General features: G+C 35.7%; 22 protein-coding genes and 1 other annotated feature (1 of these 23 only partly in view). Of the genes, 21 read left to right on the top strand and 1 reads right to left on the bottom strand.

The window, feature by feature from the left end; translation table 11 throughout:
• Positions 1-99, top strand: a binding site (T-box leader) (it extends 152 nt beyond the left edge of the window).
• A gap of 52 nt (positions 100-151) precedes the next feature.
• The 21 genes from OZX59_RS02250 (at position 152) to citX (ending at position 24,106) form a co-directional block, all read left to right on the top strand.
• Positions 152-859 (top strand): AzlC family ABC transporter permease, encoded by a 708-nt coding sequence (locus OZX59_RS02250; protein WP_277126521.1) that lies wholly within the window; start codon positions 152-154, stop codon positions 857-859.
• A complete protein-coding gene (locus OZX59_RS02245; protein WP_277126520.1) occupies positions 846-1,172 on the top strand; it encodes an AzlD domain-containing protein in 327 nt (108 codons plus the stop codon). The genes OZX59_RS02250 and OZX59_RS02245 overlap by 14 nt, the downstream gene beginning before the upstream one ends.
• Before the next feature lie 13 nt (positions 1,173-1,185).
• Positions 1,186-2,562: a branched-chain amino acid transport system II carrier protein gene (gene brnQ, locus OZX59_RS02240; protein WP_277126519.1), complete on the top strand. Its 1,377-nt coding sequence runs from the start codon at positions 1,186-1,188 to the stop codon at positions 2,560-2,562.
• Between the two features lie 516 nt (positions 2,563-3,078).
• Entirely contained in the window at positions 3,079-3,963 is an 885-nt protein-coding gene (locus OZX59_RS02235) for a SagB/ThcOx family dehydrogenase (RefSeq protein ID WP_277126518.1), read from the top strand.
• Positions 3,963-4,898, top strand: a complete 936-nt coding sequence (locus OZX59_RS02230) for a hypothetical protein (RefSeq protein WP_277126517.1) — start codon at positions 3,963-3,965, stop codon at positions 4,896-4,898. Before OZX59_RS02235 ends, OZX59_RS02230 begins: the two co-directional genes overlap by 1 nt.
• The gene (locus OZX59_RS02225) at positions 4,898-6,187 is read left to right on the top strand and encodes a YcaO-like family protein (RefSeq protein ID WP_277126516.1); all 1,290 of its coding nucleotides are present in this window, start codon (positions 4,898-4,900) and stop codon (positions 6,185-6,187) included. Before OZX59_RS02230 ends, OZX59_RS02225 begins: the two co-directional genes overlap by 1 nt.
• 546 nt (positions 6,188-6,733) lie before the next feature.
• Positions 6,734-7,495 carry an ABC transporter ATP-binding protein gene (locus OZX59_RS02220; protein WP_277126515.1) on the top strand — a complete coding sequence of 254 codons (762 nt, stop codon included), beginning with the start codon at positions 6,734-6,736 and terminating at the stop codon, positions 7,493-7,495.
• A complete protein-coding gene (locus OZX59_RS02215; RefSeq protein ID WP_277126514.1) occupies positions 7,496-8,329 on the top strand; it encodes a hypothetical protein in 834 nt (277 codons plus the stop codon).
• A 627-nt stretch (positions 8,330-8,956) separates the two neighbouring features.
• Positions 8,957-10,336: a branched-chain amino acid transport system II carrier protein gene (gene brnQ / locus OZX59_RS02210; RefSeq protein WP_277126513.1), complete on the top strand. Its 1,380-nt coding sequence runs from the start codon at positions 8,957-8,959 to the stop codon at positions 10,334-10,336.
• A 120-nt stretch (positions 10,337-10,456) separates the two neighbouring features.
• Positions 10,457-12,508: a copper-translocating P-type ATPase gene (locus OZX59_RS02205; RefSeq protein ID WP_277126512.1), complete on the top strand. Its 2,052-nt coding sequence runs from the start codon at positions 10,457-10,459 to the stop codon at positions 12,506-12,508.
• Between the two features lie 225 nt (positions 12,509-12,733).
• On the top strand, positions 12,734-14,137 hold the full coding sequence (locus OZX59_RS02200; protein WP_277126511.1) for a class II fumarate hydratase: 1,404 nt from the start codon (positions 12,734-12,736) through the stop codon (positions 14,135-14,137).
• A 15-nt stretch (positions 14,138-14,152) separates the two neighbouring features.
• Positions 14,153-15,550, top strand: a complete 1,398-nt coding sequence (locus OZX59_RS02195; RefSeq protein ID WP_277126510.1) for a flavocytochrome c — start codon at positions 14,153-14,155, stop codon at positions 15,548-15,550.
• 206 nt (positions 15,551-15,756) lie between these two features.
• Positions 15,757-16,686, top strand: a complete 930-nt coding sequence (locus OZX59_RS02190) for an L-lactate dehydrogenase (RefSeq protein WP_277126509.1) — start codon at positions 15,757-15,759, stop codon at positions 16,684-16,686.
• A gap of 20 nt (positions 16,687-16,706) precedes the next feature.
• Complete coding sequence (locus OZX59_RS02185) at positions 16,707-17,405, top strand: RraA family protein (RefSeq protein ID WP_277126508.1); 699 nt, start codon at positions 16,707-16,709, stop codon at positions 17,403-17,405.
• A 16-nt stretch (positions 17,406-17,421) separates the two neighbouring features.
• The gene (locus OZX59_RS02180) at positions 17,422-18,891 is read left to right on the top strand and encodes a DASS family sodium-coupled anion symporter (RefSeq protein ID WP_277126507.1); all 1,470 of its coding nucleotides are present in this window, start codon (positions 17,422-17,424) and stop codon (positions 18,889-18,891) included.
• A gap of 6 nt (positions 18,892-18,897) precedes the next feature.
• Positions 18,898-19,692 carry an alpha/beta hydrolase gene (locus tag OZX59_RS02175; RefSeq protein WP_277126506.1) on the top strand — a complete coding sequence of 265 codons (795 nt, stop codon included), beginning with the start codon at positions 18,898-18,900 and terminating at the stop codon, positions 19,690-19,692.
• On the top strand, positions 19,693-20,748 hold the full coding sequence (citC, locus tag OZX59_RS02170) for a [citrate (pro-3S)-lyase] ligase (RefSeq protein WP_277126505.1): 1,056 nt from the start codon (positions 19,693-19,695) through the stop codon (positions 20,746-20,748).
• Positions 20,738-21,034 carry a citrate lyase acyl carrier protein gene (gene citD, locus OZX59_RS02165; RefSeq protein WP_277126504.1) on the top strand — a complete coding sequence of 99 codons (297 nt, stop codon included), beginning with the start codon at positions 20,738-20,740 and terminating at the stop codon, positions 21,032-21,034. The genes citC and citD overlap by 11 nt, the downstream gene beginning before the upstream one ends.
• Position 21,035: 1 nt before the next feature.
• Positions 21,036-21,950, top strand: a complete 915-nt coding sequence (locus tag OZX59_RS02160) for an aldolase/citrate lyase family protein (protein WP_277126503.1) — start codon at positions 21,036-21,038, stop codon at positions 21,948-21,950.
• A complete protein-coding gene (gene citF, locus OZX59_RS02155; RefSeq protein WP_277126502.1) occupies positions 21,940-23,478 on the top strand; it encodes a citrate lyase subunit alpha in 1,539 nt (512 codons plus the stop codon). Before OZX59_RS02160 ends, citF begins: the two co-directional genes overlap by 11 nt.
• Positions 23,479-23,563: 85 nt before the next feature.
• Entirely contained in the window at positions 23,564-24,106 is a 543-nt protein-coding gene (citX, locus tag OZX59_RS02150) for a citrate lyase holo-[acyl-carrier protein] synthase (protein WP_277126501.1), read from the top strand.
• Here citX and OZX59_RS02145 read toward each other — a convergent pair.
• The gene (locus OZX59_RS02145) at positions 24,103-25,044 is read right to left on the bottom strand and encodes a sugar-binding domain-containing protein (protein WP_277126500.1); all 942 of its coding nucleotides are present in this window, start codon (positions 25,042-25,044) and stop codon (positions 24,103-24,105) included. The genes citX and OZX59_RS02145 overlap by 4 nt on opposite strands.
• Positions 25,045-25,178 lie beyond the last annotated feature (134 nt).

Genomic DNA, 25,178 nt, shown 5'->3' with positions numbered 1-25,178 from the left:
GTATCGTATTATGCCGTACGTGAAGTGACTGGATTATTATTTATTAGTATAATTTTTCAGTAAAATAGGTGGTACCGTGCCAAGTTAAGCACCCTTGAATTAATTTTCAAGGGTGCTTTTTATTGTTAAAGAAGATAAGGGAAGTGGTGTGATGGATAATAATTTAACTAGTAAATCAGCTCTAGTTGAAACTTTACCAACTGTTTTTGGTTATTTAGGAATTGGTATTGCCTTTGGCGTTGTCGGACGAGCGTCTGGCTTGTCAATCTGGCTGGTAACGTTGATTTCGATTTTTGTTTATGCAGGTTCAGCGCAGTTTGTTTTAGTATCAATGCTCTTGGCGCATAGCTCGCTACCAGCAATTGTGTTTTCCGTTTTTTTGGTCAATGCTCGTATGACTTTGATGAGTACCACACTAACGCCATTTTTAAAAGATGAGTCAATGAGGAAGAATATCTGGTTAGGTACCTTATTGACTGATGAGAGTTTTGCGCTAGCTGTTAATAAACTAAATTATACTGAACAAAAGTTGAATTTTACTTGGTTTAACACGGTTAATGTGGTTTCATATTTAACTTGGATATTGAGTAGTGCGCTAGGAGCGGGCCTCGGATCTTTAATTACGGATCCAGCTAAGTTTGGACTTGACTTTGCAATTACGGCCATGTTTATCGGCTTATTGTATTCCCAAATCACTTCTGATAAGTCGATCAAACTCGGATTACAATTGGGCTTAGTAATTTTTGTGTTGGTAGGTACGTATTTAGGCTTAATTTTTATACCGGCTAATATTTTGGTTTTAGTAATAACTGTTTTAGGCTGCATGTTAGGAGTTTTAATTAAAAATGCCAACCAATAATTTTATTTTATTGACAATTGTGTGTTGTGGACTGGTAACTTGGCTGTCACGAACCTTACCATTTGTGTTATTGAAAAAAATTTCTTTGCCACAGGTAGTAGCTGATTTTTTAAGTTTTGTACCAGTTACTATTTTGGCAGCGATGTGGGTTCAAAACTTGTTTACTGCTAATCTCGGTAAGTTGCCAACGATTAACTACCTAAATTTACTTGCCTCAATTCCGACACTAATTGCCGCATTAATTTCTAAAAACTTATCTGTCGTTGTTATTGTTGGAGTGATATCGGCTGCTATCTTTAACTTATTATTGTAAAGAAGGTTAAAAAATGAATGAATTAGAACAAGATCTTAATCAAAAACCATTGACTTGGAAGCAATATCTAGTAATTGCATCATTATTATTTGGTTTGTTTTTTGGAGCGGGAAATCTAATTTTTCCGATTCACTTAGGACAAATGTCGGGCGCAAATTGGATACCTGCCACAGTCGGCTTCTTGATTACGGCCGTTTTATTGCCATTGCTTTCAGTGCTAGCAATTAGCGCGACGCATGCTAAAGGGGTTTATGATGTCGGCCTGCCATTAGGTAAAACTTTTGCCTTGACCTTTATGGTACTGATCCATCTCATAATTGGACCATTGTTTGGAACGCCGCGCACAGCAAGTGTTTCTTTTACTGTTGGACTGCAACCAGTTCTTCCTAAGAACCTTTGGCACACAGGACTGTTGCTTTTCTCAGCTGTATTTTTCTTACTGGCATTTGTAATTGCTTATAAGGAATCGAATATTTTAACTAGTATTGGCAAAATTCTTAATCCCGCATTTTTATTATTATTGTTTGCAATTTTTTTATTAGCTTTCTTTTCGCCAATGGGTCAGGCAAATGCGCAAAAGGCGACAACGGCTTATCAGCAAGCGCCTTTACTACACGGCTTTATTGAAGGCTATAACACAATTGACGCACCAGCTGGGTTAGCATTTGGAGTCACTGTGGTTACTGCAGTACGGCAAATGGGTAAGACTACTGCTAAAAGCAATGCTAAAGTAACAGCTAAAGCAGGAGTTTTGGCAACGGCTGCTATTGGTGTAATTTATGTTGGGTTGATCTGGTTAGGTGCAACGACTTTAAGTCATTTTAAGTTATCTGCTGATGGCGGTGTAGCTTTCAATCAAATTGTTACTCACTATTTAGGTGGTTTTGGTCATGTCTTGCTTGCTACCTTAATCACAGTTACCTGTTTAACAACAGCAGTTGGTTTAATCGCCGCTTTTGCGCAGGATTTTCATCGTAGTTTTTCTAAAGTTAGTTATCATACTTGGTTAGGATTAATGACCTTGGTATCATTTTTAACTGCTAACTTCGGTTTAGATACACTGATTTCATGGTCAACACCAATGCTAATGTTTATTTATCCGTTTGCAATGGTGCTAATCTTATTGTCAATCTCGGCCTCATTATTTGATCGTGATCCAGTAGTTTACTTTTGGGTAGTTCTATTTACTTTATTACCCGCACTTTTAGATATGGTAGCTACATTCCCACCCGTAGTCAGCCAAAGTTCTTGGGCATTAGCGTTAAGATCATTTCAGTTAAAATTTTTACCATTTGCAGAAATTGGGATGGATTGGATTATTCCAGCATTGGTTGGTTTAGTAATTGGATTGGTTTGTCATTTTGTTAAACGTAACAAGACAGCCAAGTAAATGCTTATTAATCACAAATAATTAATTGTTTTTATGAAATCGCTTGCATATAAGGGGGGCTAGTGATATGCTTAACGTAAGAAAATTAGAGAAAGGGGGTTGGGTTTAATTATGGTAATTAAAAGTAATAGCTGCTCTAGTATTAGGGATAAAGAAACTGTTAATTCTGATTTAAGTTATTCTGGTGCATCATGTTGTTGCTGCTGCTGTTGTTGTAGCAGTAGCGGGGCTGAAAGTTAAGTAAAAGTAATTTTCAAAAAGTAAGCAGTTACTATTAAAGGACTATAGTAACTGCTTATTTTATAACGAGGTAAAGCAGTATGAAATATAAAATTATGCTTGGGGTAATAGTGGGGTTATTACTTGGAAACTTGATAACTTTTTTTGTAAAAGGTAATATAATAATTAAAAATATCTTTGGAGTTAATTACTATTTTTTTATAAAGCTTTTAACAATTCTAGTCTGTATTATTTTAGTTTCTGTTGTTAAGCTTCCAGAAAGGAAATAAATCAATTATGAAAGATGCAAATGATGAGTTAAAAAAGATAAAAAAGCAACTCGTATTTTCTGAAGTATTAAATAATGATAAACAGAATATTGGTAGTCATTTTAATACACATAGATACAGGCAGGTTATTGAAGGTAGTATTGAAAGTCCAGCATTTACATATCTAAGTAATATAGGACATATGAATATATCAGATTATAAAACTATAGATTACTTTAATAATGAGCAAACTGCAGCTAAAGAAATGGCTGTTGGAAAATATGCTGAAGTAAATACCGATGAAACTATTAAACTGAGACTTAAAAGAAATAGCTTTAAATCTACTATTCAAGGATTATTAAATAACCGTAAAAGTACAAGAAAATATATTCCCATTAAATTAAGTTTTGAAAAGTTTTCAGAACTAATGTCGCTTGTTTGTGATACAAAAAGAACTGCAAAATATGGAGATCTAATTGTTCCTACAAGAGGTTATGCCTCTGGAGGAGGTCTATATCCAATAGATATTTACTTGTTAGCAGTTAATGTATCTAAGGTTGATAGAGGCTGGTATAAACTGCAGCCTCATAGTTTCTCGTTAAAACAAATCTCGAAAATAAATACAATTGATAAAGACATTATTGGGGTAGATATTAATTTACCTGAAGTAGCATTTGCCTTGTTTTACGTATTTAATTTTTCTAAGTCATACCCTAAATATGGAGAATCATCGTTAAATTTTGCTTTAATAGAAACTGGTGAAATTTCGGAGTTAATCGATTTAGGCGCCTCAGATCTTTCTCTTGGCTCTTGTCAAGTAGGTGGGTTTAATAAAAATAAAATACAAAGAAGGCTATTACTCGATGGAGTTACGGAGCAGGTTGTTCATTCACAAGTTATAGGGGAAAGATAATGGGAAAATTTCAGTTACCAAAAGATGTTAAAATTAGTATGGATGGAAATACAATTACTCTTAATAGAGGTGTAATTACTTATCAAAGCTTAGATATAGATGAAAAGGCAAGCACTCCTTTACTTGTTAATACTTTAAAACAACTTGAAACTAGGAAAGTAATTGATGTTAAAAGAAGAGAAGTAGAAAAAGATTTGAATGTCCTGTCGCAAATGGGATATATGAACAAAATTGAATTTGCAATTCAACCTTCTAAAATTTTGTTCATTGTAAATGAACAAGAAGGCAAGTTCTATAAGAAAAATTTACCTAAAGATATAAGTATTTTGTCTGCTGACCAAATCTCTAATGATGAAAGTTTTATAAAGTTGAACGAGATACACGACGTAGTGACTAATAAAACGCTAATTGATAATATTATTTCAGGGTATAACTTGAAAAGTTATGATCATATTTTTTGGGTTGATACATACTTTCATGCTAACAGGATAAGAACTTTTAATATAATATTAAAGTACTTAGGAATTTTAGGAACTTTTTCTATATCCGATTATTCTTTTTTGTTTGTGACTACAGTTCATCATGATGAAAGTGGTTGCTTCCAGTGTTTAGAGAATCAAATAAAAGCTAAATTAAATAATATAGAAGTTTTAGATTCTAGTTATTCTAATAGACAAGACAATGTTAATTATGGTGAAAAGGCTACTAAATTTGGATTAAACATGTTAATAGTTAGCGATTTGGAAAGTAAAGGGGGAACAAACACTGTTGGAAATGTTATTGAATTAGATACTGAAACTAAAGAATATTATTTCGATTCAAATAGAATACAGACCACTTGCACGATATGTTCAACTCAAAATAATGTTTTTCATGAGGAACAGAATATGCATATTGTTGAGTTGCTAAAAACAATAGAAAGTGGAGAACAATAATGAAAATTAAAAATAATTCAAATTCTTTAAATGCTAGACAACAGCTTCTTGGCGGAAATTTAACAGGAATTTGGGATCATAATAATTTTTTTATTGGAGATAGCCCATACCCCTTACCTCCATTAAACTATGTAACTGCAAATTTAAGTAATATTAGTTCATTGATTTATGGAAATTCTTTAAAGATCATACCGCATTTGAGTGGTTATGGAAGTACATATAAAGAGGCTAGGCTAAGTTTCTTGGGAGAAAGTTCAGAAAGGTACGCTTTTTCAATTATGCCAATGACATTGAGAAACGATTTGATTTTTGATTCTTATAAAAATTTATGTAAGAAATATGGTCAAGAATCTGTTTTGCCACTAGAATATATAAACGTTTTTGATAAAACAGCTCCGGTTGAAATAATTAGTGAAACGGATAAGATTAATTGGATAAAAATGATTTCCTTAGTGAATCCTGAGCAAACTATTTATGAGCCTGCTGGATTGGTAATGTTTACTGATCCCATAAAAAAAGTTAAAAGATATAATGTAAGTGCTGTATCAACAGGTACTGCTTCACAAGAAAGCATCGAGAAATCAGTAGAGAATGCTTTAATAGAATATCTTCAAATTGATTCATATAACTTGTGGTGGTATGGAGGACACGTGGGAAAGAAGCTTGATGTAGATGTAAAAGAATTGTTCAAAAGGTATTTTCCTAATTTTTCTAATTCTTTTCTAGATGATTATGATGTGCAATTTACAGATATTTCTTTTGACAAACACTTGTGGATAGTTGTTTGTGAAATTTTTGGTAAATTAAAAAGACCATGTTATTCAGTGGGGATGCAAGGAGCTTATAGCTTGGATAAGGCTTTATATCGAGGATTATTAGAGGCTTTAACCGTTATGGCGTATAGCATCAACCTAGGTTGGATGAATTCTAAGCTATTAAGAACAGCAGTAGACGAGCTTAATCATATGGATAATTTAGATAAAAATGTTGCATATTATACTATTCATGATAAACCAAGGTTAAAAGAGAATAGGGTTAAATTAAGTATAAGTGATGAAGGAAAAGCCGAAAGTCTACAAGATTTAATTTTTAAAAATTCTAATTTGCTTAAATGGGCAGGAGTAACTAATATAACGCCCCATGAATTTGCAGATATGAATCTTAACGTTTCTAGAGTAATTGCTCCTCAAATGTTACCAATGTGTATGCCGAGTTATCCACCTAAGTTGCATCCAAGATATCAACATACAGGAGGTATAATCAACAATGTTGAACATCCAATGGCTTAATTTTTTGATGTTTATATTGCTTATGATGCCAGGAGCTTTTATATATATCTTAAAAATGCTTCCTTATTTTAGGTTTAAGAGTTTAGGAACACTGTATTTATACGTTTTGTTCTTTTTTGATTTAATATTAAGTTTAGTATATCAAAGTACAGAATACATATATATAATATTATTTACTGTATGTAGTGTTATTCTATCTTTAGCAATAGAACTAAGTGCTTGGAAGAATCCAAGGATTATGTTACGAACTTTTCAGATAATTCAAGAGCAAAAGTCAATATTTATCTTTCCTATACTAGAAGAATTTCATTTTCGTTGGATGATCTTTTTAATCGGAAAGACTATTGGAATTACTTTAGTAAGTTATGTTTTAATTTCGGGTTTGGCATTTGGAATATCACATCTACCGTATTTAGGCTATAGGAGTGTGTACAAGGTGATTCAAGGGATTATATTTGCAATACTTTTTTTAAAATACGGTATTTTGATTTCAATAATATGTCATTTTTTATTTAACACTTTCGTTTATTTTTATAGGCAACAAGAATGAAGATATTAGTTAATAAAGTTTCATTAAATAAGATACTAGATAAGGTAAGCTTTTCTATAAGAGAAAGAGATGTAATTGCACTTTTGGGATCGAATGGGGCAGGTAAATCAACAATATTAAATATTATTTTAGGCTTATGTAAACCTACTAGTGGATCGGTTATGTACGATAAGGTAAATTTAGGGACAGTTTTTCAAGATAATGTTTTGGACAACAAATTGTCCGTTTATAAAAATTTGCTTTATAGAATTAAGAATAAAAATGACCTAGAAAGAGCCCTCAATAAAATAGAAAACTCAGGGATTAATATAAATCTTAACTACGAAAATTTATCTGGTGGTCAAAAACGTATAGTTAATTATTTTAGAGTCGTTGCGACTAAGCCTAACTGTTTAATATTAGATGAGCTTACAGCAGGAATAGACTTTGACATGAGAAAAAGTATCTGGAGTGATATAAGTTCTTATATTAAAAAATCTGCCTGCGGTGTAGTTTATACAACTCATATTTTGGAAGAAATAAGCCACGCTAATAAAGTAATAGTAATAAAAAGCGGAAAAGTGACTTTTTTTGATACTGTAGAAAAGTTTTATGAGGGAATGCCGAGATATAAATTGGTACTTGCTGAGCAAAGCAAGTATTTTAAGACTTCCAAAGAGGCAGTTGAGTTTTTAAAGAAGGAAAATAAATTGAACAATGACTTTGAAATAAAGAAAACAACGTATTCAGATTTATTTGCGAACATAAAAGGAAATTAAATGTACATAAAATTTATAAAACGAAACATATCCATTTATTTAAAAGATAAGCTAGGGCTATTTTTTTCTTTTTTGGGTATGTTTATTAGCCTACTGATTTACTTGTTTTTTTTAAGAAATGAATTAGTGGCTTCAATAACGCATTATTTAAATATAAGTAAATTTATTGACTGTTGGATGATAGGAGGACTTATTTCTATTGTAGCGATCACAGCAACACTAAGTCCGTTTAATCAAATGCTTGAAGATAAAGAGAATGAAGCAATTAATGATTTAATGATTAATTCCAAAATAGATAAAAAAAAGATTAATATTTTATATATTTTAAATTCTATTGTAAGTGGAACTATATCAACCGTGTTATTTATGTTGGTGTGCAATACTTTTTTAACGATTAAATACAACCATAATTTTTTTAATACTAATTTTGTTATAATTATATTGGTAAATTTCGTATTAATAGTATTCTCAAGTGAATTTTTTAATTTACTAATGATATTTGTTAAAACAACTTCTAGTTTTTCGTCGATTTCGGCAATAGTAGGTACTCTGACAGGATTTTTTTCAGCATCCTATATCACTTATGGTGATTTACCTAAAGCAATGCAAAATGTATTGAATTTCTGGCCTGGTTTTAAGGTTGCAGAAATAACACGGTATGAACTTGTTAAGGACATTAATGTTGGCATGACAAATACCAATAATTTATATGAAACATTAGGTATTAATTCAAATATTGATAATGCTTTATTACTTACGATAACTTTAACTATAGTTTTAATGGTTTCTAATTATGTTTTACGGTCAAGAAAGTCTATAATTGTCAGCAATTAGTTTGCACGATTCAGGGTCAACCAAAAACCAGAAAATCAGTATTATAATTATAATAGTATGGTCTATTTTTACTTAACTTAATGACGTTTGATGTTATCGACTACTTAATTTTTATCTCTCAGTGCCTGGAATTATTGCTTAATAACACTTAAGACATTATCGCTTATTAATCACAAAGATGCTAACAAACTTTGAAATTTAGCTTGACAAAAAATTTTGTCTTAATTAGAATATTATTAATATTTAAAGCAATGAAAAGAATAGTAAGATTACAGGTAGTGTTAATAGAGAGTTCTACTGCTGAAAATGAACCATGAGCGTAATCTGAAAGTAACTTTGAGCTATATAGTGAAATTTTAGTAGCTTATATTGGTGACACCCATTATCGTGTTAGCGTATCGCAGTTATGTCGTACGTGAAGTGACTGAATAGTTATTCATTTAGAGTAATTATTAGTAAGATAGGTGGTACCGTGTTAAACGCACCCTTGATGATAGATCAGGGGTGCGTTTTTATTTACCCAAAATTTCTTTTCAAATGCAGTAAGGAGCGATAACTGTTGGAAGAAAGTGTCATAGTTTAATGAATTAAGTAACTAAAAAAGTTGAAGCAATGGAGGTAAAAAATATGAAAGAAATTGAGCAAGATTTAAATACTAAGCCGCTAACGTGGAAACAGTATCTGATGGTGGCATCATTATTATTTGGGCTATTTTTTGGTGCTGGGAATATGATTTTTCCAATTCACCTAGGTCAAATTGCTGGTGCAAATTGGGGGATTGCGACAATTGGCTTTCTAGTGACAGCTGTTTTATTACCGCTGCTAGCTGTTTTGGCTATTAGTGCTAGTCATGCTAAAGGAGTGTATGATATTGGTAAACCGTTAGGTAAACATTTTGGCATCATCTTTATGGTTCTGATTCATTTAACGCTTGGTCCATTATTTGCGACTCCCAGAACAGCGAGTATTTCTTTTTCAGTTGGTCTGCAGCCAGTTTTACCAACTAACTGGGCCAGGCCAGGATTATTAATTTTTTCGGCAATCTTTTTTATATTGGCATTTATCATTTCGTACAATCAATCTGCCATTTTAGAACGAATTGGCAAAATCTTAAACCCACTATTTTTACTATTACTATTCATAATTTTCTTATTTGGCTTTATTTCACCGATGGGTCAGGCAAATGCACAAAAGGTAACAACAGCTTATCAGCAAGCACCATTTTTTAATGGCTTTTTAGAAGGCTATAATACGATGGATGCATTAGCTGGTCTGGCTTTTGGTTATACCATTGTTTCTGCAGTTAAACAACTGGGGAAGACATCTGCTAAGAGTAATGCCAAGGTTACAGCACGTGCCGGAGTCATCGCTACGAGTGGGATTGGAATTATTTATATTGGACTTATTTGGCTTGGAGCAACCACTCTTAAACATTTTAAAATTTCGCCTGAAGGTGGAACAGCCTTTAATCAAATTGTTACCTATTATCTTGGTGATTTTGGGCATGCATTGCTAGCAACGATTGTTACGCTGACTTGTTTGACAACTGCAGTTGGCTTAATTGCCGCTTTTGCGCAGGATTTTCATCGCAGTTTTAGTAAAGTTAGCTACCATACTTGGTTAGCGATTATGACTTTTGCTTCATTTATAACTGCTAATTTTGGCCTTGATACTATTATTTCATGGTCAACACCGATGTTAATGTTTGTCTATCCAATCGCGATTGCTTTAATCATTTTATCAATTGCAGCGGCCAAATTTGATCATGATCCAATTGTTTATTTTTGGACGGTAATCTTTACATTGATTCCGGCAATTCTAGATATGATTGCTGCATTTCCTCCGGTTATTAGTCAAACAGCTTGGGCAATGCAGATTAGAACTTTTCAATTAAAAATACTACCATTTGCTGCAATTGGGATGGATTGGGTTGTACCAACTTTTATCGGTTTAATCATTGGTTTATGTTGTCATTTTTATCGTAGAACTAAAATAGCTAAAGCATAAATAAAGTAACTAGGACGGTTAGTCCTGGTTTTTTAATGCAGTTTGTTTGACAGTTTTGGTTTACAAATGCAAACTTTGAATATAGGCAATGAATTAGTTAAGTTTTCTGGAGGTGCTGTTATGGACAAAATGGATATGAGTCATAATCACCAGATGGATCATTCAAAAAATGACCATGATCATCAAATGAACATGGATATGAGTGACAACGATATGATGATGCATGGCGGACAGATGATGCACATGGGCAATTTGAAGCAAAAATTTTGGGTGTCACTAGTCTTGGCGCTACCGATTTTATTTTTGGCTCCAGCAATGGGGGTCAAATTACCGTTCCAATTTTCTTTTCCTGGCTCGCAATGGGTAGTGCTTATTTTTGCAACTATACTATTCATTTATGGTGGACAGCCTTTTCTTAAAGGAGCGTATTCAGAGCTCAAAGCCAAACAGCCAGAAATGATGACGCTAATTTCACTTGGAATTTCAACTGCCTATCTCTATAGTCTCTATGCTTTTGTACAAAACGAACTCTTACATAGCCAGGAACAAGTAATGGATTTCTTTTGGGAACTGGCTACATTAATTTTAATTATGCTTTTGGGTCATTGGATTGAGATGAATTCGATGATGCAAGCTAGCAGTTCAGTTAATGATTTGGCCAAACTATTACCAGATCAAGTTCACGTTAAATCAGGTGATCAGGTTAAAGATCGTCCGCTTAACCAAGTTGATAAAGATGAACATGTGCTTGTTAAAGCAGGCGAAAGTGTGCCACTTGATGGTGTGGTTTTGTCAGGTACTAGTGATGTCAATGAATCGCTAGTAACAGGGGAGTCACGGTCTGTTACTCGTAAACAAGGTGATAAAGTGATTGGCGGCTCAATCAACGGTGCTGGTACATTGACTATCAAAGTTACCAATGCGGTAAATTCTGGTTTTTTGGCGAATGTTAATAAATTGGTCAAATCATCGCAGCAAGATAAGTCAAAGCTACAAAACTTGGCTGACCGAGTTTCAGGCTGGTTATTTTATGCAGCACTAATTTTTGGAATTATTGCTCTTATTGTTTGGACAAGCATCAGTGGTATTGCTGACGGGCTGCAGCGGATGGTCACAGTTTTAGTCATCGCTTGTCCCCATGCTCTCGGCTTAGCGATTCCGCTGGTGAATGCTAAGAGCATGTCATTAGGTGCAAAAAATGGTTTGTTAATTCGCAATCGAAATGTAATTGATATCAGTTCAAAAGTAAATTATCTGTTAATGGATAAAACCGGTACATTGACTGAAGGAAAATTTACTGTTCGCAAATACGAGCCAATCGATAAGCAGCTTGATAAACAAGAATTGCTAACTTTGATTGCTTCAATAGAGCAGAATTCCACGCATCCAATTGCGCAAAGTATTTTGCAATTTGCTAAGGCTAAGCAAGTGAAATTGCAGGATGTGACTGAGAGTAACAATCTTAATGGTAAGGGTGTTAGTGGCACTTTAAATGGTAAAAAATATCAATTATTCAGTGAGCATGCAGCACGTGAACAAGTAACCACATTACCACAAGTTGATACTAGTAACGATACAGTGAGTTACTTAATTCAGGGCGATCAAGTTCTTGGCTATATCAGCGTTGGTGATCAGATAAAGTCGACGGCAAAAAAACTAATTATGCGAATTAAACAATTTAATATTATCCCTGTGATGTTGACTGGTGATAATCAAAAAGCTGCTAAAGGTATTGCTAGTGAGTTGGGAATTACGCAGGTATACGCTGAATTGCTGCCAGAAGATAAAGCAGATATCGTTGCTAAATTACAGGCAAAAGGTAATCATGTAATGATGGTTGGCGATGGCATTAATGATGCTCCTAGCCTTGCTAAGGCAGACATCGGAGTGGCTATCGGTGCTGGGACTGATGTGGCAGTGGATTCTGCAGATGTGGTATTAGTCAATAGTGAGCCAACTGATATTATTAGTTTTCTAAACTTGGCGCAAAAAACCCATGCGAAAACTATCCAAAATCTTTGGTGGGGTGCTGGCTATAATATTCTGGCAATTCCGCTAGCCGCAGGGATTTTGGCACCATTAGGTATTATTCTTGATCCAGCTGTAGGTGCAATTTTAATGTCGCTGTCAACAGTAATTGTGGCCTTGAATGCCGAAACTTTAAAACTTTAACAATAAACCAGTATCATTATCTTAAAGATGCTGGTTTATTTTTTGACAATTTTCAAGGATAATTTATCTTTAAGCAAATATTTCGTTGACTATTTTTTAAAAAATATAATTTAATCCTTTATTTTTAAAATTATTGAAATAATACAGCTGAAAATGTATGATATGGATAGTTGCCGTAAATAAGAAATAATTGTTAATTAGTAAAATAATAGTAAGGAGAAAACAATGAGCGAAGAAGAATATCGAATTGAAAGTGATACGATTGGTCCAGTTAAAATTCCCAAAGATGCCTTGTGGGGTCCGCAAACGGAAAGAAGCCGCAACAATTTTCCTAGTGGTGAATTAATGCCTCTAGCAGTTATTCGGGCTTTTCTTAATTTGAAAAAGGCAGCAGCCCAGTCCAATGTTGAAGTTGGTGATGAACCAAAGGAAAAAGGAGCCGCAATTGAGGACGCGGTAGATCAGTTACTTAGTTTGTCTGATGAAGAACTACGTAAGGACTTTCCGTTGCGCGTGCTGCAAACAGGTTCTGGTACGCAAAGTAACATGAACGTTAATGAAGTGGTAGCTAACTTAGCTAATCAGCTTCATCATGGATTGGATATTTTACCTAACGATGACGTTAATCGTGGACAATCATCTAACGATACCTATCCAACTGCAATGAATATTGTGGCAGTTGAAGCGTTAGATAAATTGGAGCCAGCTATTGAGCATTTAATTGCTGAATTAAAGGTTAAGCAGAATAAATATTGGAAGACGGTCAAAGTTGGTCGGACTCATCTACAAGATGCAACACCAGTTACTTTTGGGCAAGAACTTTCAGGCTATATTTCTGCGCTAAAGCATGATTTGGCTTATTTACAAGAATTAAAGCCGACTCTTTATGAATTAGCGATCGGAGGAACAGCTGTTGGTACAGGCTTAAATGCAGCTCCTGGTATGACAGAAAAGATTGCTGGTAAGTTGTCTGAAGTTTATGGTCATGAATTTAAAGTTAAAACCAACAAATTTTGGGGTTTGGCGCATCACTCAGGTATTAATGTTATTCATGGAGCATTGAAAACTTTGGCAGCAGATATGTTTAAGATTGCTCAAGACGTGCGTTTCTTAGCATCTGGTCCTAGAGCTGGTTATCATGAATTGAATATTCCAGCTAATGAACCAGGTTCATCAATCATGCCTGGTAAAGTTAATCCTACCCAGTCTGAAGCAGTAACAATGGCCGCTGCCAAGGTTTTTGGTAATGATACCACAATTACCTTTGCGGCTTCGCAAGGGAATTTTGAAATGAATGTCTTCAAGACAGTTATGATTAGTGCCTTTCTAGATTCTTGTGATATTTTAACTGGTACAATCACTGGTTTTGCTGATAAAATGATTGCAGGTCTAAGTGTTAACTCAGCCAGAATGGATGATTTGCTAGAAGATTCCTTGATGACAGTTACTGCACTTTCGCCACATATTGGTTATCATGCTGCTGCTACAATTGCTCAAACAGCTGATAAAGAGGGGACTACTCTAAAGGAGGCTGCTTTAAAGAGTGGTGAAGTGACTGAAGCTCAATACGACGAGTGGATGGATTATATGAAGATGACTAATATTGATCAAACAAGTCCAGAAGAATAAAAAAAGGGAGATTACATGGCAAAATTTGTTTTTACGCCAAATGATAGTGCGCAAATCGCGGATAATTACGATGCAGTAATTGTTGGAGCAGGTGGAGCAGGTCTGACGGCTGCTATTCAAGCACATGAATTGGGACTCAAGGTAGCAATTTTTGAAAAAGATGAAAAGCTTGGTGGTAATACTAATCGCGCTTCGTCAGGAATGAATGCTTCTGAAAGTTTAGTTCAACTTAACGAAGGTATCATTGATGATAAGGCGAGCTTTTATCAAGAAACGTTGCAAGGCGGTGGTTTGTTAAACGATCGAGACTTATTGCAATATTTTGTGGATCATTCAGCAATTGCTGTTAGCTGGTTAATGGAACACGGAATTGAACTTACTAATTTGACAATTACTGGCGGGATGAGCAAAAAGCGGGCGCACCGGCCTGCTTCAATGGCACCAGTTGGTAGTTATTTGGTTACTGGAGCTTTAAAAGAAATTCAAAAAGAACAAGTACCTGTTTTTAATCAATCCAAAGTTAGCAAGTTATTACAAGATAATACTGGCAAGGTTAATGGTGTTGAGGTTGAGACCACTAGTGGCATCAAAAAAGTTGGAGCTAAGGTAGTTATGCTAGCCTCAGGTGGTTTTGGAGCTTCAAAAGAATTAATCAAGAAGTATCGCCCTGATTTAACAGAATATAAGACTACTAATCAACCGGGCGCAACCGGCGATGGGTTAAAACTAGCTAGTGATGTCAATGCGCAACTTGAGCAAATGGAATTTATTCAGGTCCACCCGACAGCCCAAACAGATACTGACCATGTTTATTTAATTGGTGAAGGTGTCCGCGGTGAAGGGGCAATTTTGGTTAATAAGTCGGGTAAACGATTTGTTAATGAACTTGATACCCGTAAAATTGTTTCCGATGCCATTACCAATTTGCATGAAGATGGTGCGTACCTAATCCTAGACCAGGGAATCCGCGATCATTTTGCTGCAGTTGATTTTTATGATCATGTTGGCCTAGTGAAGCATGGTGCTACTTTAGCAGAACTTGCTGATGAAATTGGCGCTGATGCTGACAATTTAGCAATCACAGTCGCAACTTGGAATAAGGCAGTGGCAGCTAAAGATGATACAGAATTTGGTCGAACCACAGGTATGGATCGCAGTATTGATCAAGGTCCTTATTATGCGATTCACATTCACCCAGCAATTCACTATACTATGGGCGGAATTCATATTAATCCAAAAACCGAGGTTTTGGATACAAATGGCAAAGTAATTAAAGGTTTGTACGCTGCAGGTGAAGTTTCTGGTGGATTACATGGTAATAATCGAATTGGCGGCAATTCAATTGCTGAAACAGTTGTGTTTGGTCGGCAAGCTGGAATTCAAATGACAGAATTTGTTCGTGCAAATAATTAATTTAAAATGAAATATTTAAGGCACTTAGTAAAAACTAAGTGCCTTTTGTCTGCTCTAAGTAGGCTGGACGATATGTTTTAGCATATTTTTAAAAATTAAAAAATAAAATATTTTATTTTAAATATTGAAAATAATAACGGTAGACTATATAATAATTTGTGTAAAGAAGTACAAAGTTTTTCATTTTTTGAAAGGAACAAAATTATATGACTAGAAAAGTATTACTTGTTGGCGATGGTTCAGTAGGCTCAACTTTTGCCAATGATCTTCTGCAACATACTAGAGTTGATGAATTGGTAATTGCTGACGTAGTTAAAAAACGCCCTGTTGGCGATTCAATGGATCTTGAAGATATCTTACCTTTTGCTGGTGAATGCAACATTCACCCTGGTGAATACGAGGATGCTAAAGATGCTGATGTAGTAGTGATTACTGCTGGGATTCCGCGTAAGCCTGGTGAAACTAGACTTGATTTGGTAAACAAAAATGTGGGAATTTTAAAGAGTATCATTCAACCAGTAGTTGATTCAGGGTTTAATGGTATCTTTGTGGTTTCTGCTAACCCAGTAGATATTTTAACTACGCTAACGCAAAAGTTGTCTGGTTTTCCTAAAAACAGAGTGATTGGTACTGGAACCTCTCTTGATTCTGCAAGATTGCAAGTTGAATTAGCAAAGAAGTTGGATGTGCCAGTAGCTAGTGTTAACTCAATGGTTTTAGGTGAACATGGTGATACTTCGTTTGAAAACTTCGACGAATCAAGTGTAGCCAATAAGCCACTGGACGAATATTCAGAGCTAAGTGAGCAAGCTTTAACTGAAATTGAAAGTGATATTCGTGAAAAAGGTGGCAAAATTATTGAAAATAAGGGTGCTACTTTTTATGGAATTGCTATGATGTTGACCAAAGTGGTTAGCGCAATTCTGGATAATCAAGCAATTGTCTTACCACTTTCAGCACCAATTAATGGTGAATATGGTATTAAACATGACTTGTACTTAGGTACACCAACAGTAGTTGACGGTACTGGAATTAGCCAAGTCATTGAAACAAAATTATCTAGTGCTGAGCAAGAAAAAATGCGCAACTCTGCGGATAAGATGCAAGAAGTCTTAGCAGGTGTAACTTTAGATTGATTAAAAAGAGGCGAAAGTTAATGCAAGTTGGCAAGCGAATATTTTTAAAAAGAGATTTGCCAGATGCAGATTTAATTGCAGCATATGCTAAACTACCTTCCTCAAATGTAGCGGATTGCATGAACCGGACTGGTGCGATGTCACCTAGAATTAAGTTAATGTCTAAGCCGCATCAGGAAATGTGTGGTCCAGCATTTACCGTTCATAATCGACCTGGCGATAATTTAACGATTTATGCAGCATTGAAATATTGTCATCCTGGTGATGTCATCGTGATTGATAACGAAGAAGACAATACTCGTGCAGTAATTGGTGAGGTAATGATGACTTGGTTGCGTGATCAGCGTCACGTTGCCGGAGTGGTAATCGATGGTTCAATTAGGGATATTGATAGTTTGCGTGACTGGGATCTACCAATTTACGCAGTAAGTACCACCCCAGACGGTCCTTATCAAGAAGGACCTGGCGAAGTAAATGTGCCAGTTTCTTGTGGGAATCTCAGCGTAAATCCTGGTGACATTATTTTAGGTGATAGCGATGGAGTAGTGAAGGTCGCTCATGAAAACGCAGCAGAACTATTACCTAGAGTGCAGGCCTTTCATAGGCAAGATGATGCAAAAGCGGCGCATTATCATGACGGATCTAGTAATTTAGACTGGCTAGACCAGGAACTGGATGAAAAAGGATATAAGATTATCGACGATGTTTATCGCCCTTGAATAATAAGAGGTTAAGATGAAAACTCTAGAAAAAGTGAATTATAAAGGCTTTGTTTGGCCTTTAATAATTGGAGTAGTACTGTGGTGTATTACACCATGGCGGCCAGCGGGTTTATCTGCACAGGCTTGGCAAATGTTTGCGATTTTTGTTGCTACTATTGTTGGCTGTATCACTAAACCCTTACCAATTGGTGGGACTACCATTGTTGGTTTAGTTGCCACTGTTTTAGTTGGTCTAGCTCCAATTAAAGATGTGGTTGATCCTAAGACTGGTGCTATTGCCAGTACAGGAATTTTGAGTGCTTTTAGTAATTCTGCTTCATGGCTGATTGCTATGGCCTTTATCATGGCATATGGTATTAGTAAAACGGGCTTAGGTAATCGAATCGCCTACTGGATGATTAGGCGTTTTGGGAAAAAGTCAATTGGTATTGGTTATGCGATTACTGGTTTGGAACTGATTTTAGGAGCCTTAATTCCTTCTAATAGTGCGAGAACTGGTGGAGTAGTTTGGCCAGTAACTGAGTCGATCTCTAAAGACTATGATTCGTATCCTAACGATCCATCTCGTAAAAAAATCGGTGCTTATTTGGACTTTACAGCTTTTCATGCCAATGTTTTATCGACTGCATTGTTTATTACTGGTGCTGCGCCTAATATGGTCGCAGTTCAAATGGCGGCACAAAAGGGCTATTCAATGACCTGGATTAGTTGGTTTGTAGCTGCGATTGTTCCAGTATTAGTAGCAACGATTATTATTCCAATTGTAATTTACAAGATTTATCCTCCTGAGATTAAAGAGACCCCTAATGCCGAAAAATGGGCTAATGATCACTTAACTGAAATGGGTAAGATAACCAAGCCAGAAAAGATTATGGCTACCGTTTTTGTTTTGGCAATTGTATTATGGGTTTTGTCAGGGGTATTTGATATTCCACAGTTAGATTCAACTTTTGTGGCCTTCTTAGCAGTCGCATTATTACTGGTAACTGGAGTTTTAACTATGAGTGATGTGTTAAAGCAAACAGGTGCTTGGAATATCTTAATTTGGCTCTCGATCTTGGTTTTTATGGCTAGCAAGTTAATTGCTTTTGGCTTTATTGATTGGTTCTCAAAGACTATTCAATCTAGTCTGAGTGGCATTAATTGGGGCATTGTCTTAATAGTTTTAGTACTGTTAATGTTCTATACGCACTACTTCTTTGCTAGCGGAACTGCCCACATGACAGCACTATATCTGCCTTTTCTATCTGTTGCCGTTGCAACAGGTGCACCTCTGCCATTAGCAGCAATGCTACTTGCTTTTACTGGTGCGATTAATGCTTCAACTACTCATTATGCTAATGGACCAGCTTCAATCTTGGCAACGACTGGTTATGTCAAACAAGGCGAGTGGTGGAAACTGAACTTTGTATTGGGTTTGGTTTACTTGGTAATCTTTGGCGGTGTTGGTACGTTATGGATGAAAGTAATTGGAATGTGGTAATTACCAATGGAATTTCGCACTAATGACGGTGTAAAAATTCATTATTATGATACACAAACTGCTGGGCAGCCAATTGTTGCGATTCCTGGAATTGGCGGTTATAGCCGAATGTGGCTAAAAGTTGCCCAACTCTTTAAAAAAGATTTTCGCTTCATTTTAATTGATCCGCGTAATCAAGGTCAATCTGAGAGAACCTATCAGGGTCAAAGAATTAGCCGTCATGCATTAGATTTAGCAGAGTTATTGCAAAAGTTAGATTTACAACAGGTAATTGGAATTGGCAATTCAATGGGAGCTGCCAATTTGTGGTCATATTTATCGCTATTTGGTAGTAAGCGCTTTTGCGCGATGGTTGATTTAGATCAGCCTCCTAAAATGATTCGTGATGAAACGTGGCCTTACGGTTTTAGAGATTTAACTTGGCAAAATTATCCGGAATATTTAAAAGTTGATTTTGGGAATCCTTTTTTTGCTCGAATTGATGAAGAAATGTTTGATTTAGCACGCCAAGAAGCTAGGGATTTTCCATATCAACCTAGTGATAATTACTTGTGTCTAATTGATCATGCACACCAAGATTGGCGGGATGTCTTAATTGACATCGATATCCCGTTATTAGTCTTAGCTGGCGAAAACTCACCGCTATTTGATTATCACTTTGCCTTGGCAATGCAGGAATTGAACCCGTTGATTGAAGCAAAAATTATTGCTAATTGTGGTCATTTAATTCAGGCGGAGCAACCACGAGAGATGTATGATGAAGTTATGCGATTTTTAAATAGTTATAAAGGAAGTGACTAAATGGACAAAGTAGTTGACCTGTATTTAAATGACCATGCGACATTTGAAAGATGGAAGAATTTTTTAAGCAAATTAGACTTGAAGAATTTTAGTACACGCGAAGTTGCTGTGATTGATCACACGATTGGACTAATTGATGATGCTGGTAAATTGGTTGGGACAGGCAGTATTGCTGGTAATGTTTTAAAATACATCGCAGTCTGCAATAAAGGTGTTGTTCCTGGAGCTCGGTTTAACCAAATTGTGTCAGCCTTGCAACAATATTTATTCAGTCAAAAAATTTTTCACAGTTTTGTTTTTACTAAGGCAAAATATTCAGCGAGTTTTCAGCACTTAGGATTTAATGAATTAGCTAAGACTGACACAGCAGCTTTTTTAGAAAGTGGCACACCTGATATTAATGACTTTATTGCACAAATACCTCGCACAGGAGCGCAGAATCAACCAAAGGTGGCAGCCATTGTCATGAATGCCAATCCTTTTACCTTAGGACATAGGAAACTAGTTGAACTGGCAAGTCGGGAAAATGATTTAGTCTATGTCTTCGTGGTTGCAACAGATGCTTCTTTATTTACAACAAGTGAAAGAATGCAATTGGTCAAAGCAGGCACTGCAGATTTAAAGAATGTAATTGTAGTTAGCGGTGGTGATTATTTAGTTTCAGCAGCAACTTTTCCGGCTTATTTTTTAGAATCACCGGATGACTTAATCACTACTCAAACTGAAATTGATGCTGTAGTTTTTCGAAATATTATTGCACCAGCTCTTGCAATCAAATATCGTTATCTTGGGACAGAACCCTTTTCTCGAACAACTAATTTCTACAACCAGAGTTTAATTAAAATACTTAGTCCAAATATTGACGTTAAGATTGTCCAACGCTTTTGTAGTAATCAAAAAATAATCACGGCAACGCAAGTCCGGCAGTTAATTAAGACCGGAAATTTGGTAGCGATTAAGCAGCTTGTGCCAGCAACTACGATGGAATTTATTCAAGATAATTATCAAGCTTTACAAACAAGAATTATGAAAGGAATGAAAATTAATGGAAATTAAAACAATTGGTGTAGCAGGGACTTTAGAGTCTTCCGATATCCAAATCATGATTTCTAAAGGAACAGATGGAATTCAAATTGATTTGGATTCTGAAGTAATTAAGGCGTATGGTGACCAAATTAAACAAGCAATTACTAACACTTTACAAAAATATGGAATTACCGATGCTAAGGTTAAGGCGACCGATAAGGGGGCACTTGATTGTGTAATCGTCGCTCGGACATTAGCTGCAGCTCAAAGAGCAACTGAAACTTCAGATAAACCAGAATTGGAGGTATTGCAATAAAATGACTTATGTGAAAAATCGTCTGCGTCGAACTATGATGTTCGTTCCCGGTAATAATCCAGCAATGATTAAGGATGCTGGGATTTACGGTGCAGATTCAATCATGCTTGATTTAGAGGATGCTGTTTCATTGACTGAAAAAGATGCAGCTAGAATGCTAGTTTTTAATGCGATTAAAGCTGTCGACTTTGGTGGCGCTGAAATCGTAGTTAGAATTAACGGTCAAGATACGCCCTTTTATGATGAAGATGTTAAGGCCATGGTGTTAGCCGGTGTAGATGTTATTCGTTTACCTAAGACTGAATCAGCAGAAATGATTCAAAAATTAGTTAAGGATATGGAAAAAGCTGAAGAAGAATATGGCATTGCAAAGGGCTCAATTGGTGTGATGGCAGCGATTGAAAGTGCTAAAGGCGTGCTGAATTCACCAACAATTGCTACGGCAACACCTTTAATGATGGGCTTAGCTGTTTCAGGTGAAGATTACACTGCTGACATGCATACGCACCGTTATCCAGATGGCCGGGAATTAGAATTTGCTCGCAATATGGTCTTGCAATCTGCTCGGGCAGCTGGAGTTTATGCATTTGATACCGTCTTTTCAAATATGCAGGATACTGAAGGTTTTTATCGAGAAACGAATTATATTTATGAATTAGGCTTTGACGGGAAATCACTAGTTAACCCACGTCAAATTTCAATGGTTAATGAAGTCTTTAACCCAACTAAAGCAGAAATTGAAAATGCAAAGAATGTGCAAAATGCAATTCGTGAGGCTAAAGCCAAGGGTTCAGGTGTTATCTCCATGAATGGTAAGATGGTTGATAAACCAGTTGTTGAAAAAGCGAATCGAGTACTCGAAACTGCGAAAGCTTCTAATTTGATTGATAAGGAGGGTAATTACATTGGAGAATAAAGTTAACCGCGAATTACCAGATGAATTAATGACTAAAATGAATTTAAAGGGCTTTGAATCAACTAAAATCGGTCATCCTGAAGTTCAACGGGTTGCTCCTAAAGTTAGGGTAAGCGCCGGAGAAGACAAAGTAGTTGATTCTTTAGAAGAGGTTATTAAAAATAATCTTAAAGATGGGATGACCATATCGTTCCACCACCACTTTAGAAATGGTGATTTTGCTTTCAATAAAGTCATGGATCAAATTATTAAAATGGGGTATCAAGATTTAACTCTGGCTCCATCTTCACTGACTGGTGTCATGAACGACAAGGTAATTGAAGCAATTAAAAAGGGGGTAATTACTAATATTGCTTCCTCAGGAATGCGTGGCAGCCTTGGTGAATTTGTTTCACATGGCGGTCTTAAAAATCCGGTAATTTTTCGTTCACATGGTAATCGGGCACGAGCAATTGAAGAGGGCGACATTAAAATTGATGTAGCTTTCTTAGGTGTTCCGGTTTCTGATCCAGCAGGTAATGCTAATGGCCAAGATGGTAATGCAGTTTTTGGTTCATTAGGATATGCTTTAATCGATGCCCAATATGCCGATAAAGTTGTATTGCTAACAGATAACGTGGTTGATTACCCGAATACACCAGCCTCAATTAAGCAGGATCAAGTTGATTATGTCGTTAAAGTTGATAAGATTGGTGACCCTGATAAGATTGGTTCTGGTGCTACTCGATTTACTAAAGATCCTAAAGAATTAAAAATCGCCCAAAATGTTAATCAGGTGATTACTAACTCACCATATTATAAACAAGGTTTTTCATTCCAAACAGGTTCTGGTGGTGCTGCTTTAGCAGTAACGCGATATTTACGTCAATCAATGATTGATGATCAGATTACAGCCTCATTTGCTTTAGGTGGCATTACTAAGCCAACTACTGATTTGCTTGAAGAGGGCTTAGTAAAAAAAGTCATGGATGTCCAGGATTTTGATAAAGGTGCAGCTGCATCAATGGCCAAGAATCGTGATCAACAAGAAATAGATGCTTCATGGTATGCTGATCCGCATAACAAAGGTGCAGTCGTAAATAATCTTGATGTAGCCATCTTATCTGCATTGCAAATTGATACAGATTTTAATGTTAATGTGATGACTGGCTCAGATGGAGTTATCCGCGGGGCAATTGGTGGACATCAAGATGCTGCTAATGCCAAGATGACTATCATTACAGCTCCACTTGTTCGCGGGCGTAATGCTACGGTAGTGCCAAAAGTTGAAACGGTTGTTACACCGGGCGATTCAATTGATGTTCTAGTAACTGAGCGCGGAATTGCCATTAATCCTAAGCGTCAAGACTTGATTGCTGCTTTGAGCAAAGTTCCAGGGTTAAAGATTGTTGACATTAAAGATTTGCAACAACTAGCTCAAGACCAAGTGGGACAAGCGAAACCGCTGGAATATACTGATCGTACTGTTGCTTTGGTAGAATATCGTGATGGCACGATCATTGATACCATTAAGCAAGTTAAAGACTAAAGTAATTATATTGACAAAAAGCATGGAAAGAAGATGTAACTTATTTCCATGCTTTTTTGCTATAATAAATAAAAAGGATGATTAAATGACTAAATCAATTTTTAAAGAAGGTCAGCCGCAAGATATTGTTCAAGTTTTAGCTGATAAGGATAGACGAGTGAGATTGCAAACTAAACTATTACAAGCTGCTTCATCGGAAACTTTATTAGATGTTAAACTTAATATACCAGGACCAATCAAGAATAATCAATACTTACGTAAATTATTTATGGCTGGTGTTAAGGATTTGGAACGAATTTTAACCAATAACCACTTACAATGGTCATTAGAAACAAGCTGGGATAGACCAACTGGTTGTGAAAACTTTTATCTGAGTAATAATGAAGCTTTTAAAGTTAAGCAAGCTGCGATTTATTTTGAGGACCAAACAGAATTAGGTCGTTTGTTTGATGCTGATGTGTTAACTTCAGCAAGCAAAGCTGCTTTATCAAGAACTGAAATGGGATTAAAAGCACGTTCCTGTTTTTTATGTCAAAGACCAGCTAAAGAGTGTGCACGTTCAAGAAGGCATTCTGTCAACCAATTACAAGCTTATCTCAGCCAAGTTTATGAAAACAATCTAACTTAATTGTTTAGCTTTTGCAAGACACGTTCTGCAATTCCGCTGCTGGTAACTAAATGAGTAACAACACCACTTCTTAGTGCTCCAAGTAAGGCTTCTTCCTTAAACCGGTTTTTGACGATTACAAAGCGATTGGGAATTCGCATTAGTTCTGATAGACTAATCCCGCATATATGAGGTTCAATTGTTTCAAAGAAGTTTCCTTCGATATCGTAAGGTCGACCAAAGACCGTCCCAGCAATTTTACTACGATCAATTCCAGTAAATAAACTATCTGCATAATATTCCATAAAGAACCGTCCAGATTCGATTGCTTGAGCAGTGCCAATACTGGCAAAGACTAAGTCAAGTCGTGGATAAAAATTATCAATTTGTTCATAGAAAGGTTCTTGTTTAACTTCTTGAATTAATTGCGGATTAAGTGCATATAATGGAGCAGGAAAAGTAAGTGACTTTGCATTAAATTTTTTGGCTGCTTGTTGAATCACTTGGTTTTTGCGTTTGCTTGTATTAACCACCTGACCAACCAGTTGAATAAAGGTTAAATCATCTCGGTTAACTTCAGTAAAGTTATTGACAATGTCCCGGATTAAGGTTCCCCAGGTTAGACCGACTACGTGAGAAGATTTAATATAGTTTTGAATTTGCTTGGCAGCATAGTTGACGATCATTTCATTGTCTTGATTTTTGGTTTCTAAGTCTTCAAGGATATAGACTTCCTTTAAATGAAAGAGACGTTGAAATTCACGTTCAAGTTTTTCTACTCGTTTAGGACTTTGGTAAATGTTGATTTTGACTATTCCCTTGTCTTCAGCTTCCTCAATTGCCTTAGTTATCAGATAGCGGGATAAATCATATTTTTTGGAGATGTCGGCAATATTTAATTTACTCAAAAAGTAATCGTGAGCAATATTTGCCAGTTCTTCATCAGTTAATAATGTCATTTTTTCTTCCTTAATTTTTTGATGTTGCAATAAATTATATTACAAAATTATTTTTTAAGTTAGTATTAGCTTCTAATTTTTTAATTGTGTAGTAATATTACCAAAATCAGTAAAAAAGAGCAGCTAAATCGCTG

This window comes from Lactobacillus sp. ESL0681, assembly GCF_029392835.1.
In the GTDB taxonomy this organism is placed as follows: domain Bacteria; phylum Bacillota; class Bacilli; order Lactobacillales; family Lactobacillaceae; genus Lactobacillus.
The sequence above is the reverse complement of the archived record's forward strand: the minus strand, read 5'-3'. Positions and strand labels throughout refer to the sequence as shown.